Source organism: Mycobacterium colombiense (assembly GCF_001672755.1).
GTDB classification, from domain to species: domain Bacteria; phylum Actinomycetota; class Actinomycetes; order Mycobacteriales; family Mycobacteriaceae; genus Mycobacterium; species Mycobacterium colombiense_C.
This window is the reverse complement of sequence record NZ_LZKI01000074.1, coordinates 1-15,688: the sequence shown is the minus strand read 5'-3', so window position 1 is coordinate 15,688 and position 15,688 is coordinate 1. Positions and strand designations below refer to the sequence as shown.

Genomic DNA, 15,688 nt, shown 5'->3' with positions numbered 1-15,688 from the left:
AGTCACAGGCTCCAGGCCATGCGGAATTTGTCCGCCAGCTGCTCGGGCGTCAGGTCGCCGTAGCGCTCCCGTTCCAGGCGGCGAACCGCGACCACCATGTCGACCGCCGGATCGCCGAGGACCCGGCGCATCGCCTCTGAACCATCAAGTGCCGCAATCGCTTCGGTCTGCGAACTGGTCAGGCGTACGATGCCGTCGCGCTCGCGATCGGAATCGGACAGGACGGCCGGGTCGACCGTGATCTCCGGTGGCAGCGCCACCTGGCACTTGATGCCGTCCAGGGCCAGGCCGAGGATGGCGGCCGAGGCGAGGTACGGGTTCGCCGACGGGTCGACGATCTTCACCTCGACATTGCCGCCGCGCGGACTTCCCGAGCCGCCGACCACGAATCTTACCGCGGCCTCGCGGTTTTCGGTGCCCCAGCACGCGTAGGCGCCGGCCCAATTGCCAGGGCGCAGCCGCAGGCCGGAGACGATGGACCCGCACAACACGCCCTGGGCCTCCGGCAGGCCGCGGACCACGCCCGCTATCGCGCTCTCCCCCGCCTCCGTCATGCCGTGGGTTTCGCGGCCGTCGGAGAACAGCGGGCCCTCCGACGTCGTCAGCGAAAAGTGTTGGTGGGCACCGGATCCGACACCATCGGCGAACGGCGCGGGCGACAGGCTGATGCGCAGCCCGTGGCGGCGGGCCGCGCGGCCGATGAGGAGCCGCATCAGGATCAGCTGATCGGCGGCGGCCACCGGGGTCTGTGGTGACAGCGAGATCTCGAACTGGTTGGCGCCGTATTCGGGGTGGAACTGTTCGATCGCGATGCCGGCACCGGTCGCCGACCCGATCACGTCGCGCACGAACGCTTCGTGCTCCAGCACGCCGGCCAGGCCGTACTGCGCCCACAACGTCGACGGCAGCCGGTCGCCGTCCGGTCCGACCAGGAGGAACTCGATCTCGTGCCCGATCGCGGCCTCGATCCCGGCTTCGGTGAGTGCGGCCTCCAGACGTCGCAACGTTCCCCGGCTGCAGGTCGGAACCGGCGTGCCGTCCTGAGAGAAAAACGCGGCGGGCGCCCACGCCAGACCGTCGCCGACGATCCGCAACGCGGACAGATCGATGCGTAGACGCTGGTCCCCCACCACGCCCACATCGGCGGTGAAGGCGATGCCGGTCTGATCGATGGCGAATGCGTGCCAGGACGGGCTGGCCCCCAAGCCGGGATCCGCGAACGTGTTGGTTCGCCTGATCGGCACAGTTTTGGCCAGGGTGAGCCCGGCGGGATTCACCACGGTGCCGATGACCGTGTCGACGCCCTCGCCCTCCAGTTGGGCGATGGCCGCGGCGGCAAGCGGTGTGCCGGTCATGGCTTCATTCTCCCAACCTCGGATCTCGCCGTGGGCGTAACCGGCGCTCAGTTCTGCCGGGCGACCAATTCGGTGACGAATCGATCGATAAAGCCGTCCACCGGCGCCTTGCCCACCGGGCGGATGACGAATTTCGTCAATCCCGCCTCGATGTAGGCGTCGAGTTGTCGATGCAGCTGAGCCCACCCCGCGGCGATCAGCTCGCCGGGGTCGCGGTCCGGGCGCCGCCGGCGCACCGCCGCGGCCAGCTCGGCGGGCAATTGCCCGTCGGCGACTGCCAGCGAGATGCCGAAGTGGTCGGGTTCGATGCTGCGGCCGGCGGCCGCGGCGGCCCGCTCGATCGCCTCGCGCCCGGCCCGCGCCTCTGCCGGGGTGAGGAAGCTGCCCAGCCAGCCGTCGCCCAGCGCACCGATGCGCCGAAACGCCGCCGGCGCCGAACCGCCCACCCAGATGTCCAGCGGCGGTGCCGGTCTCGGGGCGACGGCCACGTCGGTGACGCTGAAATACCGGCCGCTGAACGTCGCCGACTCCTCGACCAGCGCCGCCCGCAGCAGCCGCAGCGACTCGTCGAACACCGCCGCGCGCTCGCCGTCGGGGACCACGAACACCTCGCGTTCGGCCGGTATCGCCGAGCGCAGACCGAAGACGGGCAGCACCCGCTTGGGCGCGACGGCCGCCAAGGACGCCAACTGCTTTGCCACCAGCACCGGATGCCGTCCCGGCAGCACGGCAACCGACGTGCCCACCTTCAGCCGGGTCGTCCGCGCGAGCGCATATGCCATGCCGACCACCGGATCGACCGCCGGCGAATACACCAGTTCGGAAAACCACAGCGAGTCCACCCCGCCGGCCTCGAGTTGATCGACGATCTCGGCCAGGTGGTTCGGTGCGGTGTCGGCGCCCAGCCCGACGCCGAAGCGAATCTTCATCGGCGCCTCCCGCTGAGTTCTCTCACCCACACCGCAACATCACTGCGGCGTCATTTGTGCCCGGGGCGCGCGTCATCGCCGGCTGCCCGGCCCAGACGGCAGAACGCTAGCCGCGGCTGGGGATGGTGAGCTTGCAGGCCTGGCCGATGTCGAGGGTCCGCAGCACTCGACCCATGCCGACCCACAACGCGCAGGACAGGGCCAGGTCGGCCAGCAACTCGTCGGAGAAGTGTTCCGCGCAACGGCTCCAGAAGTCTTCGTCGTCGCGCAGGGCGGTGTGGTCGGTGGCGAAGCGGTCTGCGAACTCGGCGGCCAGCCGCTCCTGGTCGCTGTAACCGGGCCAGGTGCGCCATTCGTGGACGTGGTCGTACAACTCCTCGTCGACGCCGGCGGCGGGTCCGTCTTCGTCGCGGGTGTTGACGCAGACGACGCATTCGTTGCGGTGGGCGATCACGGCCCGGGCCAGTTCGCGGGTGCGCAACGGCAACCGGTTCTTGGTGTAGACCGCCTGGCTGAAGCCGCCCAGGGCGCCGCCGATGTCCGGAGACTTCGCAAACCAGCCGGCCAGGTCGTCGTCAGCAAATGTTCCGATTCGGCTCATGGCGTGATGGTACGCCCGCGTCCGGACCCCGGTCGGGGATGTCGGCGAATGCGGATGGGTGGCGGCTAACGAGCGGCTGAGGGGATCGCCATGGTGGGCTGCTCGTCATCCCAATCACGTTGGGCCAGAACGCGATGCGCGACGCGTTCCAGCGCGGCCTCGACCGCGCGGCGGTCCGGGCGCCCCGCGAAACCCGGTGACCGGGCGAGCTTGTCCACGAGCCAACTCAACAGCAGCGACTGGACGTAGGCGACTTGTTGTCCCCCGGCCGGCGTGAGCCACATCTGCTCGCCGTCGCGCTGCGCGTAGCCGCCGGACACCAGGCGGGCGAAGGTAGGCTCGAGAATCTCGAACGGCACCCGTAGATAGTCGGCCATGTCGGTGAGCCGGGCGGCCCCGTACATCTGTGTGTACCGATTGATCCGCAGGACTCCCCACAGCCCGGCGACGTCGAGTCGGCAGTCGGGTCGCATCGCGATGCTGCGCAACCGCATTCCGGTTTCGCCGCGCATCATCCGCGCGATCGCATTCTCCAGCATCTGGTCGGGCGTCTCGCTGGTCGGCATTCCGAACGCATCGCCGAGATCGACTGTGCTGTCGTGGAATTCCTGGAGCGGGACCTCGCGCAGGAACAACGCCAGCACGAAACCCACCAGTGCCACCGGGACCGCCCAGAGGAAAACCTGGGTGAGCGAGTCGGCGTAGGCGGCGACGATCGGGGCGGCCGCCTGGTGGGGCAGCCGGTGTAGCGCCTCCGGCGACGCGGCGGCCGCTGCCGGCGCGTGGCCGGCCGCCAACGCCGGGCCGATCCGGCTGTGCAGAAAGTTCGTGAACAGCGAACCGAAGATGGCGGCTCCGAACGAGCTGCCGATCGTGCGGAAGAAGGTGACGCCGGAGGTCGCGACGCCGAGGTCGTCGAAGCTCGAAGTGTTCTGCACGATCAGGACCAGGGTCTGCATGCACATCCCGATCCCGGCGCCGAGGATGACAAGGAACAACGATTGGACGACAGCGGATGTCGACGGGTCCATCCGCGACATCAGAAAGAATGCCGCCGCCATGACGGCGGTGCCGGCGATGGGAAAGACTTTGTATCTGCCCGTGCGCCCGACGATCACCCCACTGCCCATCGAGGTGGTCAGCATCCCCAGCACCATCGGCAGCGTGCGCAGGCCCGACGTGGTGGCCGAGACCCCGTCGACGAATTGCATGTACGTCGGCAGGAACGTCAGGGCGCCCAGCATCGCGAACCCGACCACGAAAGACAGCACACAGCAGACCGTGAACACCGAACTCCGAAACAGCCGGATCGGCAGGATCGGCTCGGCGGCGCGACTTTCCACCCAAGCGAAGAGGCACAACGCGATCACCGAGCCGACGAACAGGCCGATGATCATCGGCGATCCCCAGGGATAGGTGGTCCCGCCCCAACTGGTGGCCAGTGTCAGGCCGGCGGCTCCCACGCCGACGAACAGGATCCCGGTGTAGTCGATGACCGGTTTGGTGCGTTCGGTCAGCGCCGGGATGGCGGCGGCCGCGACGAAGAAGACCACGACCGAGATCGGCACGTTGATCCAGAAGGCCCACCGCCAGGTGAAGTGGTCGGTGAAGTAGCCGCCGAGCAAGGGGCCGATCACGGTGGTGACACCGAACACCGCTCCCATCGCCCCTTGGTAGCGGCCCCGGTCCCGCAGCGGGATCACCTCGCCGATCAGGGCCATGGCGGTCACCATGAGCCCGCCGCCGCCAATGCCCTGCAGTGCGCGCGACGCGACCAGCATGCCCATCGAACTCGAGAGCCCGCACAGCACGGATCCGGCGACGAAGAACACGACGGCCGCCTGGAACACCCGCTTGCGGCCGAACAGGTCACCGAACTTGCCGACGAGGGCGGTGATGATGGTCGACGCGAGGAGGTAGCTGGTGACCACCCACGATTGATGGCCTGCGCCACCGAGATTGGCGACGATGGTCGGCAACGCGGTCGCCACGATCGTCTGGTCCAGTGCGGCCATCAGCATGCCGAGCAGGATCGCCACGAAGATGAAATTGCGTCGCTGCGCGTCGACCGCGACATTGTCGGGTCGCGAATCCGGAGCGTGGCCGGCCGGAGCCGATGCTGGCGTCGCCCTCGTCATGCCTGCCTTCCCACGACGTTTGATGGTAATGAGTGCCCACGGTCAACCGGTGGCAACCAAAACCTTCCGCGTCAGGCGGCGCCCGAGAGTCAGCTGGGTGGCCGCGACACGCACTGCGCCGAGTACAGCTCCACGCCCAGTTTGTCCATCAACTCGAGTTGGGTCTCGAGGTAGTCGATGTGCTTTTCCTCGTCGGCGACGATCTCCTCGAAGAGGTTCGCGGTGGTGGAGTCCTGCTTTTCCCGGCACAGGATGATCGCCGGCTTGAGCCGATCCATCACCTCGTGTTCGATCGCCAGGTCGGCCTCGAACTGCTCGCGCAGCGTCTGGCCGATGCGCAGCGAGAAGAGCCGCTGATAGTTCGGCAACCCGTCGAGCAACAGAATGCGGTCGGTGATCGCCTCGGCGTGTCGCATCTCGTCGAAGGACTCGGCCCGGGTGTGCTCAGCTAACTCGGTGAAACCCCAGTTGTCCTGCATCTTGGAGTGCAGGAAGTATTGGTTGATCGCGGTGAGCTCGCTGGTCAACTGCTCGTTGAGCAGACGCAAAACTTCCGGATCCCCTTGCATTGTCACTCCTATGGTGTGAGCGGCTGGCGTGTGTGGCCGTGGCGGGCGCGCTGGGCTGGAGCACGCAAACCTGGGCTGTAGCTGCACTTTGCCACGGCCGCTTGGAATGTTCCAGCAAGGTTTGGCTGCACTCAGTGACGTCAAGAGTGAAGTAAGTCGCCCCTTGGTTAGGTTAGACTGCGCTTACGAACTTAGGTTAGACTCTGCTAATAAGCTGCATGCGCATTCGGCCTCATCGCCAGAGTGCCCGATGACTCGGAACGCCGGAGTCGGGGACGAATCGCAGACGCTGGACAGAACTCTCGACGAAGGGGATTCCGACGTGCAGGAGGTGCGCTGATGTACGTGTGCCTCTGTGTTGGGGCAACCAACCAGACGGTGTGCGACGTCGTCGCACAGGGCGCATCGACCTCCAAAGAGATCGCCGCCGCGTGCGGCGCCGGCGGCGACTGCGGCCGCTGCCGGCGCACGTTGCGCGCGATCCTCGCCGCCCAGGCGAAGCTGGAACCGGCTCCGTCGATCTAGCGTTTGTTGAAGTCGGCCAGGGCCGCCGCGTTGGCTTGGGCGCCCATAAGTTCGGCGAAGTGCGCGTTTTCTCGGGCGGTGGCCGCCACGATCTCCGGGCGGACGGGTTCCATCATGGTGTGCTTGACAGCCATCAGGCTCGAAATCGGCCGGGAGGCAAGGACTTCCGCGTGTTGACGGGCCTGTGACAACAGCTCGTCCGGTTCGCAGACACGCCAGACCAGGCCCATCCGCAGCGCCTCGTCGGCGCCCACCCATTCCGATGACATCAACAGCCAGGCCGCGTTCTGCCGGCCCACCAGCTGCGGCAGTAGATATGACGACGCCGCTTCCGGCGCCACGCCCAGGCTGGTGAACGGGCACTTCAGCCGGGCGGTCGACGACATGAACGCCAGATCGGCATAGCCGAGAATGGTGGCGCCGATCCCGACGCCCACGCCGTTCACCGCGCAGATCAGGGGCTTCGGAAACGCGCTGAGCGCATTGATCAGCCCGATGAAGCCGTGCTTGCCCGGGGCGAAGTCGGGATCGGTGATGCGGGCCTGCATCTCGGCCAGGTCGGTGCCTGCGCTGAAACCGCGCCCCGCGCCGGTCAGCAGCACGACCGCCACCTCGGGATCTTCGGCGGCGGCCAACAGCGCCTCGGCAGTGGCGTCGTAGAGGGCTTCGTTGAACGCGTTCAGCGCCTCGGGCCGGTTCAGCGTGAGGGTGCGTACCCGGTTCTGGTCATCGATCTGCAGCGTCACGCGAGCAGCCTAGCGAGGCTAGCCGTTGCTGTAGACGCGGGTTGGGGCGATGAGCACCACGGCGCGGCGCTCGGTGGCCATTACCCGGTCGTACTCGTCCCAGTTGTCGTGGGTGCCGCCCGCAGCGGTGAACACGTCGCGCAGCAGCAGTCGCAACTGATCCGCGTCCGTCAGCCAGGGCCGGGAGTCGTCGGGGCCGACCAGCTCCGCGCCGCCCTCGACTGTTGCCCACTGCCACCCGTTGCGGAAGGTCACGGCAAGCTGCGGCCGGTCGCGCAGGTTGGCCAGCTTGACCCGGCCGTAGGTGGTAAAGCCCAGGACCTGTCGGCCATTCGCCGGGTGCGGCAACAGGCCCACGTTGACCAGCGAGGCCTGCACTGTTCCGTCGGCACGAACCGTGGAGATCACCGCCAGTCCGCTTTCTCCCTTGGCCAGTGCCACTGCCTCGTCGAGTGTTGTCATGGGTGGTCCTCATTCTCGGAAAGGTGTCTCGAACACGTAACGGCTCGTCGGCACCGTATCGATGTTCTCGTTGGCACCGAATGCGGTTGTGCTGGCGACCATCCGGCCCAGCCGGTCCTGTAGGTCCTTGTCATCGGCGGCTCCGAAGAACGCGTGGAGGTCGGTGATGGCCTCGATCGGGAACAACTCCTCGACGATGCCCGCGATTCCCGGCGCATTCGCGGTCAGCGCCCGTACCACCCAATTCTGGGTGTAGCCGAACGTCGACTGCGTGTCGATGGCCACCGAAGTATGGTCGCGTTGCCAACGGTTCAGCCAGGTTGTCTGGTCCATGTCGGCGGGACGGCGCAGCAGTGCGATGTTAGCCAAACCCGGTGTGCGAGAACCGGGTTCGACGGCGGGTGGAATCAACGGGACCGACTCGGTCACCAGGTAAGCGGCCAACTGCTCACATTCCTGGGCGAGAAATTTAAGTGCCGCCGCCGTCTGGTCGCCGTAGCACTGCTGGGTCCACATGCTCACCACCGCGGCCACCGGCGGGTCCATAGTCGTCAACGTCATCAGCGAGTCACGCACGGTGCTGTCGCGAACGTTCATCTGCAGCCCGGCGATGCCCAGTTGCAGCAGCGCGTCGGCGACGTGACCTCGCTGCCGGGCGCACCAGGCGTCATCCGGCTCCGCGCGCATCAGGACGGCGATGACCTTCTCCATACGCAGAACTTACAGTCGCCGGCCGGCTATTTGACCAGCCGCACCTGGTGCTGGCTGCTGATCAACGTGCCGATGAGGCCGGCCAGCCAACGATAGGACTCGTCGCGTCCGCTCGACGAGCGGAAAACCAGACCGATCCGCCGGCCCGGGCGCGGTGCGGCGAACTGCGCGAGACCCAGGCGGCTTCGGGACGCCTCCACCGGCACCGCGGTCTGGGGAATGAGCGTGACGCCCAGGCCGCCGGTCACACATTGCACGGCGGTCGCCAGCGACGCGGCCCGGGTGTTGGCCACCTCCGCGCGCACACCCGCCTTGTGGCAGACGTCGAGCGCCTGATCGCGCAGGCAGTGCCCCTCATCCAGCAACAGCAGCGGCAGGTCGGCCAGTGCGGTGGCCGGTACCCGGCGCCTGCCCGCCAGCGGATGGTCCGGGGGCAGGGCGAGCACGAAATCCTCGTCGTAGATCGGGATCGCGGTGACGCCGGCGCCCTCGGCGGGCAGGGCGATCAGGGCCGCGTCCAATGCACCCTCCCGCAACACCGCCAACAGCCGCTCGGTTTGGTCTTCGGTCACCCGCAGCGTCAGCCCCGGCAGCTCCTGGGCGACGCCGGCCAACACGGTCGGCAGCACGTAGGGCGCCACCGTGGGTATCAGCCCCAGCCGAATGCCGGCCCGCAGCGGGTCCGACGAGCCCGCGGCCGCGGCGCTGAATGCGTCCGCCGCCTCGACGACGGCCTGGGCGTGCGGCAGCAGTTGGGCGCCCTCCGTTGTCAAGAAGACACGCCGGGTTGAGCGCTCAACCAGCTGGGTGCCCAGGCCCGCTTCCAGCGCCGCCAGCGCCTGCGACAACGTCGACTGGCTAACGCCGAGAGACGTTGCAGCGCTGCTGAATTGGCGCTTCTCGGCGACCGCGGCAAAAGCGCGCAAGCCGGCGATAGTGGGCTGATAACTCTTATCGGTCATACCTATAAGCCTAGTGGGAAATATCACCTTTACTTCAACTAGCGTACGCGGCAGCATGGTGGAGGAAAGCTAATCTTGAGTAAATCCAGACAAGGAGCGACATGCCTCTGCTGACCATCGGCGACCAGTTCCCCGCCTACGAGCTCACTGCGTTGATCGCGGGCGATCTGTCCAAGGTCGACGCCCAGCAGCCCGAGGACTACTTCACCACCATCACCAACGAGGATCACGCCGGCAAGTGGCGCGTGGTGTTCTTCTGGCCGAAGGACTTCACCTTCGTGTGCCCGACCGAGATTGCCACGTTCGGCAAGCTCAACGACGAGTTCGAAGACCGCGACGCGCAGGTGCTGGGCGTCTCGATCGACAGCGAGTTCGTGCACTTCAACTGGCGCGCGCAGCACGAGGACCTGAAGAAGCTGCCCTTCCCGATGCTCTCGGACATCAAGCGGGAGCTCAGCCTGGCCACCGGTGTGCTCAACGCCGAGGGCGTGGCCGACCGGGCGACCTTCCTCGTCGACCCCAACAACGAGATCCAATTCGTTTCGGTCACCGCGGGTTCCGTGGGCCGCAACGTCGAAGAGGTGCTGCGCGTCCTGGACGCACTGCAGTCCGACGAGCTGTGCGCCTGCAACTGGCGCAAGGGTGACCCGACGCTGGACGCCACCGAGCTGCTCAAGCAGTCGGCTTAATTCCCGCCGGGACGGGTACAAGGCCTGATTAGGAGGCGAGATGAGCGTCGAAAACCTCAAAGAAGCGCTACCGGAGTACGCCAAGGACCTCAAGCTCAACCTGGGCTCCATCACCCGCACCACCGAGCTCAACGAGGAGCAGCTGTGGGGCACGCTGCTGGCTAGCGCCGCAGCGACCCGGAACACGCAGGTGCTCACCGAGATTGGGGCCGAGGCGGCCGATATCCTGTCCGCCGAGGCATACAACGCGGCGCTGGGAGCCGCCTCGATCATGGGCATGAACAACGTGTTCTACCGTGGCCGCGGCTTCCTGGACGGCAAGTACGACGACCTGCGTGCGGGATTGCGGATGAACATCATCGCCAATCCCGGCGTGGAGAAGGTGAACTTCGAACTGTGGTCGTTCGCGGTGTCGTCGATCAACGGATGCCCGGACTGCGTGGCCGCCCACGAGCACACGCTGCGCGAAGCCGGCGTCAGCCGGGAAACCATCCAGGAGGCGTTGAAGGCCGCGGCGATCATTTCCGGCGTGGCACAAGCGATTATCGCCTCCCAGACGCTGGCGACCGCCGGCTGATCGCGCCGCCGTGTCCAGTGCCGTGACGGGACCCGCCTGGGTCCAGCACGCCATCTGGTGGCAGGTCTACCCGCTGGGGTTCGTGGGAGCCTTCCCCGCACCGCAGCCACACGAGCCGCCGCAACCGGACGAACACCGGCTGCGGCGGCTCGTCGACTGGCTGGACCATGCCATCGAACTCGGGGCATCCGGCATCGCGCTGGGACCCATCTTCGCCTCGCGCACACACGGTTACGACACCACCGACCATTACCGCATCGATCCCCGGCTGGGTGATGACGCCGACTTCGATCACCTGGTGGCCGAGGCGCATGGCCGCGGCCTACGCGTGCTGCTCGACGGCGTGTTCAATCACGTCGGGGAGGATTTCGCACGCTATCGCGCGGCGGCCGACGATGACGCGGCCGCGCGCTGGTTTCGCGGGCGCCCTGGCCGCTTCCACACCTTCGAGGGCCACTCCGGGCTGATCACCCTGAACCACGACAACCCCGAGGTCGTCGACTACACCGTCGACGTGATGGGGCACTGGTTGGGGCGCGGCGCCGACGGCTGGCGACTCGATGCGGCTTACGCTGTGCCGCAACACTTCTGGGCCTCGACACTGCCGCGGGTGCGCGAGCGCTACCCGGATGCCTGGTTCGTCGGCGAGCTCATCCACGGCGACTACGCCGCCGTCGTGCAAGCCGCCACCTTCGACTCGGCAACCCAATACGAGCTGTGGAAGGCGATCTGGAGCAGCCTCAACGACGGCAACTTCTTCGAACTCGATTGGGCGCTGCAGCGCCACAACGACTTTCTGACCGGCTTCGCGCCGCTGACGTTCATCGGCAACCACGACGTCACCCGCATCGTCAGCCGGCTGGACACCCCCGAGCACGTGGCCCACGCGCTGGTGCTGCTGCTGACTATCGGCGGCGTGCCCAGCGTGTACGCCGGCGACGAGCTCGGCTTGCGGGGTGTCAAAGAAGAACGATACGGCGGCGACGACGCGGTACGCCCCGAGTTCGGCTCTCCCCCACTGCAACTGGATGACTTCGGCGTCGATACCTGGCGGTTGCACCAGTATCTGATCGGGTTGCGTCGCCGCTACCCCTGGCTGCACGCGGCGTCCACCACCGCGCGGTTGCTGGAAAACCGGCACTATGTGTACGAGACCGCCAACGGCGGCGATGCGCTGTTGGTGGTGCTCAACATCGACGACGAGCCGCTGCGCGTGTCGTTGCCGAAGCTGGGTACGGCACGCGCGCAGGTGATCGGCGGATCGGCGGCACCACCGTCCGACGTCGTCGAGACCGTCATCGTCGAGGCCCGGGGCTGGCGGATCCTGCAGCCCGTTTAGTCCTGCAGCCGCGCCAGCGTGACCGAGTCCTGCTCGCCGGCGTAGTACTTGTCGAGCAGCGCGACGAAGTCGTGGTCCTCCTCGGTGGCCAGGGCGAAGAGCGTCATCGACGAACGCAACTTGAGGTCGTCGGGCGAGCCGAAGATCTGCGTGACCGAGCGGCCCTGGATCTCGTTGACCAGTTGGGTGCATTCGCGCAATCGCGGCCCGAGCAGGTCGTGGCTCAGATAGGCGCGGGCCTCGTCCAGCGAAACGATGCCATAACGCACGGCGGTCGGGCTGCCGCCCAGGCCGCGCAGTTGCGGAAAGACGAACCACATCCAGTGGCTGCGCTTCCGCCCGTCCCGCAGTTCCCCCACGACCTGGCCGTAGACCGGAGCCTGTGCCGTGACGAAGCGGTTCAGATCGAAGGGGTCGCCTGCCGATTCCATGTGACTACGGTTGCACATATGGCGGTCCAACGACGAGTGCCCAAAGTGCGCGACCTGGCGCCGCTGCTGCAATTCAAGCGGCCTCGGCTCAACGCGACCAGGCGCCGCCTCGACGCCGCCTACACCATCGAGGATCTGCGGGCCATCGCCAAACGCCGCACCCCCAAGGCGGCGTTCGACTACACCGACGGCGCCGCCGAAGACGAGTTGTCCATCGAACGTGCGCGACAAGCGTTCCGCGACATCGAGTTTCACCCCACAATCCTGCGCGACGTCTCCCAAGTCACCGCCGGCTGGAACGTGCTGGGCCAGCCAGTGGTATTTCCGTTCGCGATCGCGCCCACCGGTTTCACCCGATTGATGCAGACCGAGGGCGAGATCGCCGGTGCGCAGGCGGCGGCCCGGGCGGGGATCCCGTTCTCGCTGTCCACGCTCGGCACCTGCGCGATCGAAGATCTGGTGACCGCCGTCCCGCAGGGCCGAAAGTGGTTCCAGCTCTACATGTGGCGCGATCGCGAGCGCTCGATGGAGCTGGTGAAGCGCGCCGCCGCCGCGGGATTCGACACACTGCTGGCCACCGTCGACGTTCCCGTCTCCGGCGCCCGGCTGCGGGACAACCGCAACGGCATGACGATCCCGCCCACCCTGACGCTGCGCACCGTGCTGGACGCGGTGCCGCACCCGAGATGGTGGTTCGATCTGCTGACCACCGAGCCGCTGGCATTCGCGTCGCTGGATCGCTGGCCGGGCACCGTCGCCGAGTACCTGAGCACCATGTTCGACCCCAGCCTCACCTTCGACGACCTGGAGTGGATCAAGGCGCAGTGGCCCGGCAAGCTCGTCGTGAAAGGGATTCAGACACTCGAGGATGCGCGCGCCGTCGTCGACCGCGGCGTCGACGGCATCGTGTTGTCCAATCATGGTGGGCGTCAATTGGACCGGGCCCCGGTCCCCTTTCACCTGCTGCCCACGGTCGCGCGCGAACTCGGCAAACACACCGAGATCCTGGTCGATACGGGCATCATGTCCGGCGCCGACATCGTCGCCGCGATCGCGCTGGGTGCCCGCTGCACGCTGGTCGGGCGCGCCTACCTGTACGGCCTGATGGCCGGCGGCGAGGCGGGGGTGAGCCGCGCGATCGAGATCCTTGCGAGCGGGATTCTGCGGACCATGGCACTGCTCGGCGTCACCTGTCTGGAAGAACTGACGCCGCAGCACGTCACACAGCTCAAGCGGCTGGGGCCAGTCGACCCGTCTCGATGACGGCGCCGCGGCTCAGCGGCTACGAAATGACTTCGGCGTGCTGCCGATGTGTTTGACGAACATCGCGGTAAAGCCCGCCGGATTGTCGTAGCCCAGTGTGGCCGCCGTGTTCGCTCGCCGCGCCGGTGTTGACCAACTCCGGCCAAGTCGGGTACGTCAGTCTTGCCGCGGTGGCGACGCTGGTGGCGGGGTCGTTGCCGACGATCGCACTCGCCAAGCCGCTGCTGGCTCGATGGCCGATCCCCGATCGAGTCCACGCGATCGCTTACCTGATCTTGCTCGGGATGGTCATGGTCACGATGGTGGCGACCATCACGGGATGACGAGCGGGACGCGCTAGCTCGCGACGCTGATCCGGCGTGCCGCCACGGGTTCGGCTTTGCCCTTGAGGGCGAGCGTGACGACCTCGCCCCCGTCGACGGCAGCGATGCGCGCGACCGTCTCGGGCATGACGATCTCGCCGCCCGCCGCAACGCTTTGCAGCCGCGACGCGGTGTTCACGACGTCGCCAATTGCGGTGAAGTCGCGGATCTCGCCCTCGCCGACGATCCCGACGTACGCGGGGCCGACGTCCAAGCCGATCCCCACCTCGAGCCGTGCGCCCTTCGACGAGTCGCGACCTTGCGTCCGCAGAATGGCGAGAGCGTCGCTCACCATCGCGTCGACGTAGCGGCCGTTACGTGTGAGGGGCGGAAGGTAGAGGCCCATCACTTCGTCACCGATGAGCTTGTCGACGATCCCGTGCTGGACGATCACCTGCGTCAGCTCGGAGTAGAAGCGATTGAGGCGTTCGGCCATCTCGTCCGGTGGCAGCGTCTCGGCGAGGGCGGTTGAGTTGCGGATATCGGCGAAGAGCACGCCGATGGTGAGCGTCATGCCACCCTGCGGCGCAGCCTCGAAGCACACCTTGCACCACCGCGGATTCTTGCGCGACGGGCTCTTGTCCATCCGTCGCATCAGCCAGCCGCCGACGCCGGCGAACGGGTTGCCGCAGGCTTCGCACCGGGGGGCGGACGGCAGCTTGGAGATGAGCCGAATCCCGCGCCGAATCCTGGCGTGGCCGAATAGTTCGAAGAATTGCGCCCATTCCTCTTCGTTGGTTTGCGCACCCTCGGGACGTGGCGGCATGCGCCTATTCGGCATGCCTCATTTTCGCACCGCATGCCCATCGGCGACAGCTCTCAACAGAGCCCTGTCCTGGTCACCTAGCACGCAGCTCGTCGTCTCCGTTCGTTACGCGCGAACGGCCCTCTCGGGAACAAACCGCCGCCCGGCTGGGTTAAGCGCAACAGACTCAACTTTTGGAGGATTCGATGGCTGAAGCCAAGTCGGTGCCGGTGCTGTTTGTCACTGACACCATCGTGCTGCCCGGAATGGTGGTGCCGATCGCGCTGGACGACGCCGCCCGCGCGGCGATCGACGCCGCTCAGGCGAGCGAATCGGGGCAGCTGCTGATCGCCCCCCGGCTCGAGGACCGGTATCCCTCGCACGGCGTGATCGCCAAGATCCTGCAGGTCGGACGCATCGCCGGCGGCGGCACCGCGGCCGTCGTGCGCGGCGAGCGCAGGGCCCAGATCGGGGCGGGCGCGTCCGGACCCGGCGCGGCGCTGTGGGTCGAGGTGACCGAGGTCCCCGAGGCCGAGACGACCGACGAGATCAAGGCCATGACGGCGGAGTACAAGAAGCTACTGCTGGCCATGCTGCAACGCCGCGAGGCCTGGGAGATCATCGATTACGTCAACAGGCTGACCGATCCGTCGGCGCTGGCGGACACCTCCGGTTACGCGTCCTACCTGACCAACGCGCAGAAGCGGCAGCTGCTGGAGACCGTCGATGTCGCCGAGCGGTTGCGCGTGCTGATCGATTGGACCAGCGACCATCTCGCCGAGGTCGAGGTCAGCGACAAGATCGCCGAGGACGTGCGCGAGGGCATGGAGAAGACGCAGAAGGAGTTCCTGCTGCGCCAACAGCTCGCCGCCATCCGCAAGGAACTGGGCGAGGGCGAACCCGACGGTTCGGACGACTACCGCGCCCGCGTGGAGGCGGCAGAGCTGCCCGAGAAGGTGCGCGAGGCCGCGCTGCGCGAGGTCGGCAAGCTGGAACGCTCCAGCGATCAGAGCCCGGAAAGCGGCTGGATCCGCACCTGGCTGGACACCGTGCTCGACCTGCCCTGGAACGTCAAGAGCGAGGACTCGACGGACCTGAAGGCCGCGCGCGAGATCCTGGATGCCGACCACCACGGGCTGGACGACGTCAAGGACCGCATCGTCGAATACCTGGCCGTGCGTGCGCGTCGCGCGCAGCGCGGGCTGCAGGTGGTCGGCGGCCGCGGCTCCGGCGCGGTGATGGTGCTGGCCGGCCCTCCCGGTGTCGGTAAGACGTCGCTGGGCG

The 15,688-nt window shown here is 67.2% G+C and carries 18 protein-coding genes; 7 read left to right on the top strand and 11 right to left on the bottom strand.

The window, feature by feature from the left end; genetic code table 11:
- Window positions 1-2 precede the first annotated feature (2 nt).
- The 5 genes from A5708_RS10925 to bfr all read right to left on the bottom strand — a co-directional run bounded on the left by A5708_RS10925 (window position 3) and on the right by bfr (window position 5,592).
- The gene (locus A5708_RS10925; RefSeq protein ID WP_065028639.1) at window positions 3-1,355 is read right to left on the bottom strand and encodes a glutamine synthetase family protein; all 1,353 of its coding nucleotides are present in this window, start codon (window positions 1,353-1,355) and stop codon (window positions 3-5) included.
- A gap of 47 nt (window positions 1,356-1,402) precedes the next feature.
- Window positions 1,403-2,284 (bottom strand): TIGR03854 family LLM class F420-dependent oxidoreductase, encoded by an 882-nt coding sequence (locus tag A5708_RS10920; RefSeq protein WP_065028638.1) that lies wholly within the window; start codon window positions 2,282-2,284, stop codon window positions 1,403-1,405.
- 106 nt (window positions 2,285-2,390) lie between these two features.
- On the bottom strand, window positions 2,391-2,885 hold the full coding sequence (locus A5708_RS10915; RefSeq protein ID WP_064951408.1) for a carboxymuconolactone decarboxylase family protein: 495 nt from the start codon (window positions 2,883-2,885) through the stop codon (window positions 2,391-2,393).
- Between the two features lie 65 nt (window positions 2,886-2,950).
- The gene (locus tag A5708_RS10910) at window positions 2,951-5,023 is read right to left on the bottom strand and encodes an MDR family MFS transporter (RefSeq protein ID WP_065028637.1); all 2,073 of its coding nucleotides are present in this window, start codon (window positions 5,021-5,023) and stop codon (window positions 2,951-2,953) included.
- Window positions 5,024-5,112: 89 nt separating this feature from the next.
- Window positions 5,113-5,592: a bacterioferritin gene (bfr, locus tag A5708_RS10905; protein ID WP_065028636.1), complete on the bottom strand. Its 480-nt coding sequence runs from the start codon at window positions 5,590-5,592 to the stop codon at window positions 5,113-5,115.
- 339 nt (window positions 5,593-5,931) lie between these two features.
- On the opposite strand from bfr, the gene A5708_RS10900 reads away from it, so the two are divergent.
- Window positions 5,932-6,117, top strand: a complete 186-nt coding sequence (locus A5708_RS10900; RefSeq protein ID WP_065028635.1) for a (2Fe-2S)-binding protein — start codon at window positions 5,932-5,934, stop codon at window positions 6,115-6,117.
- Here A5708_RS10900 and A5708_RS10895 read toward each other — a convergent pair.
- The 4 genes from A5708_RS10895 to A5708_RS10880 are packed head-to-tail and all read right to left on the bottom strand — an operon-like array spanning window position 6,114 to window position 8,998.
- Window positions 6,114-6,863: an enoyl-CoA hydratase/isomerase family protein gene (locus A5708_RS10895; protein ID WP_065028634.1), complete on the bottom strand. Its 750-nt coding sequence runs from the start codon at window positions 6,861-6,863 to the stop codon at window positions 6,114-6,116. The two genes, A5708_RS10900 and A5708_RS10895, sit on opposite strands and share 4 nt — an antisense overlap.
- Before the next feature lie 18 nt (window positions 6,864-6,881).
- Window positions 6,882-7,325 carry a TIGR03618 family F420-dependent PPOX class oxidoreductase gene (locus A5708_RS10890; RefSeq protein ID WP_065028633.1) on the bottom strand — a complete coding sequence of 148 codons (444 nt, stop codon included), beginning with the start codon at window positions 7,323-7,325 and terminating at the stop codon, window positions 6,882-6,884.
- Between the two features lie 9 nt (window positions 7,326-7,334).
- Window positions 7,335-8,036: an EthD domain-containing protein gene (locus A5708_RS10885; RefSeq protein ID WP_065028632.1), complete on the bottom strand. Its 702-nt coding sequence runs from the start codon at window positions 8,034-8,036 to the stop codon at window positions 7,335-7,337.
- Between the two features lie 26 nt (window positions 8,037-8,062).
- Window positions 8,063-8,998 carry a hydrogen peroxide-inducible genes activator gene (locus tag A5708_RS10880; RefSeq protein WP_065028631.1) on the bottom strand — a complete coding sequence of 312 codons (936 nt, stop codon included), beginning with the start codon at window positions 8,996-8,998 and terminating at the stop codon, window positions 8,063-8,065.
- A 101-nt stretch (window positions 8,999-9,099) separates the two neighbouring features.
- Here A5708_RS10880 and A5708_RS10875 point away from each other — a divergent pair, with 101 nt between their 5' ends.
- Genes A5708_RS10875 through A5708_RS10865 form a run of 3 tightly spaced genes read left to right on the top strand, consistent with a single transcriptional unit; the run spans window position 9,100 to window position 11,603 of the window.
- Window positions 9,100-9,687: a peroxiredoxin gene (locus tag A5708_RS10875; RefSeq protein ID WP_065028630.1), complete on the top strand. Its 588-nt coding sequence runs from the start codon at window positions 9,100-9,102 to the stop codon at window positions 9,685-9,687.
- Window positions 9,688-9,727: 40 nt separating this feature from the next.
- Window positions 9,728-10,264, top strand: coding sequence for an alkyl hydroperoxide reductase (locus A5708_RS10870; protein WP_065028629.1), 537 nt, complete (start codon window positions 9,728-9,730; stop codon window positions 10,262-10,264).
- A gap of 10 nt (window positions 10,265-10,274) precedes the next feature.
- Entirely contained in the window at window positions 10,275-11,603 is a 1,329-nt protein-coding gene (locus A5708_RS10865) for an alpha-amylase family protein (protein WP_065028628.1), read from the top strand.
- On the opposite strand, the gene A5708_RS10860 is transcribed toward A5708_RS10865, so the two are convergent.
- Window positions 11,600-12,034 (bottom strand): DUF1810 domain-containing protein, encoded by a 435-nt coding sequence (locus A5708_RS10860; RefSeq protein WP_065028627.1) that lies wholly within the window; start codon window positions 12,032-12,034, stop codon window positions 11,600-11,602. The two genes, A5708_RS10865 and A5708_RS10860, sit on opposite strands and share 4 nt — an antisense overlap.
- An 18-nt stretch (window positions 12,035-12,052) precedes the next feature.
- Here A5708_RS10860 and A5708_RS10855 point away from each other — a divergent pair, with 18 nt between their 5' ends.
- Together A5708_RS10855 and A5708_RS10850 are read left to right on the top strand one after the other, a co-directional pair.
- Window positions 12,053-13,297: an alpha-hydroxy acid oxidase gene (locus tag A5708_RS10855; protein WP_065028626.1), complete on the top strand. Its 1,245-nt coding sequence runs from the start codon at window positions 12,053-12,055 to the stop codon at window positions 13,295-13,297.
- 95 nt (window positions 13,298-13,392) lie between these two features.
- Entirely contained in the window at window positions 13,393-13,620 is a 228-nt protein-coding gene (locus tag A5708_RS10850) for a hypothetical protein (RefSeq protein ID WP_065028625.1), read from the top strand.
- Window positions 13,621-13,633: 13 nt separating this feature from the next.
- Here A5708_RS10850 and A5708_RS10845 read toward each other — a convergent pair whose 3' ends face one another.
- Window positions 13,634-14,425: an adenylate/guanylate cyclase domain-containing protein gene (locus A5708_RS10845; protein ID WP_231117873.1), complete on the bottom strand. Its 792-nt coding sequence runs from the start codon at window positions 14,423-14,425 to the stop codon at window positions 13,634-13,636.
- 185 nt (window positions 14,426-14,610) lie between these two features.
- On the opposite strand from A5708_RS10845, the gene A5708_RS10840 reads away from it, so the two are divergent.
- Window positions 14,611-15,688 (top strand): LON peptidase substrate-binding domain-containing protein (locus tag A5708_RS10840; protein ID WP_196772602.1); only part of this gene is annotated, 1,078 nt, incomplete at its 3' end.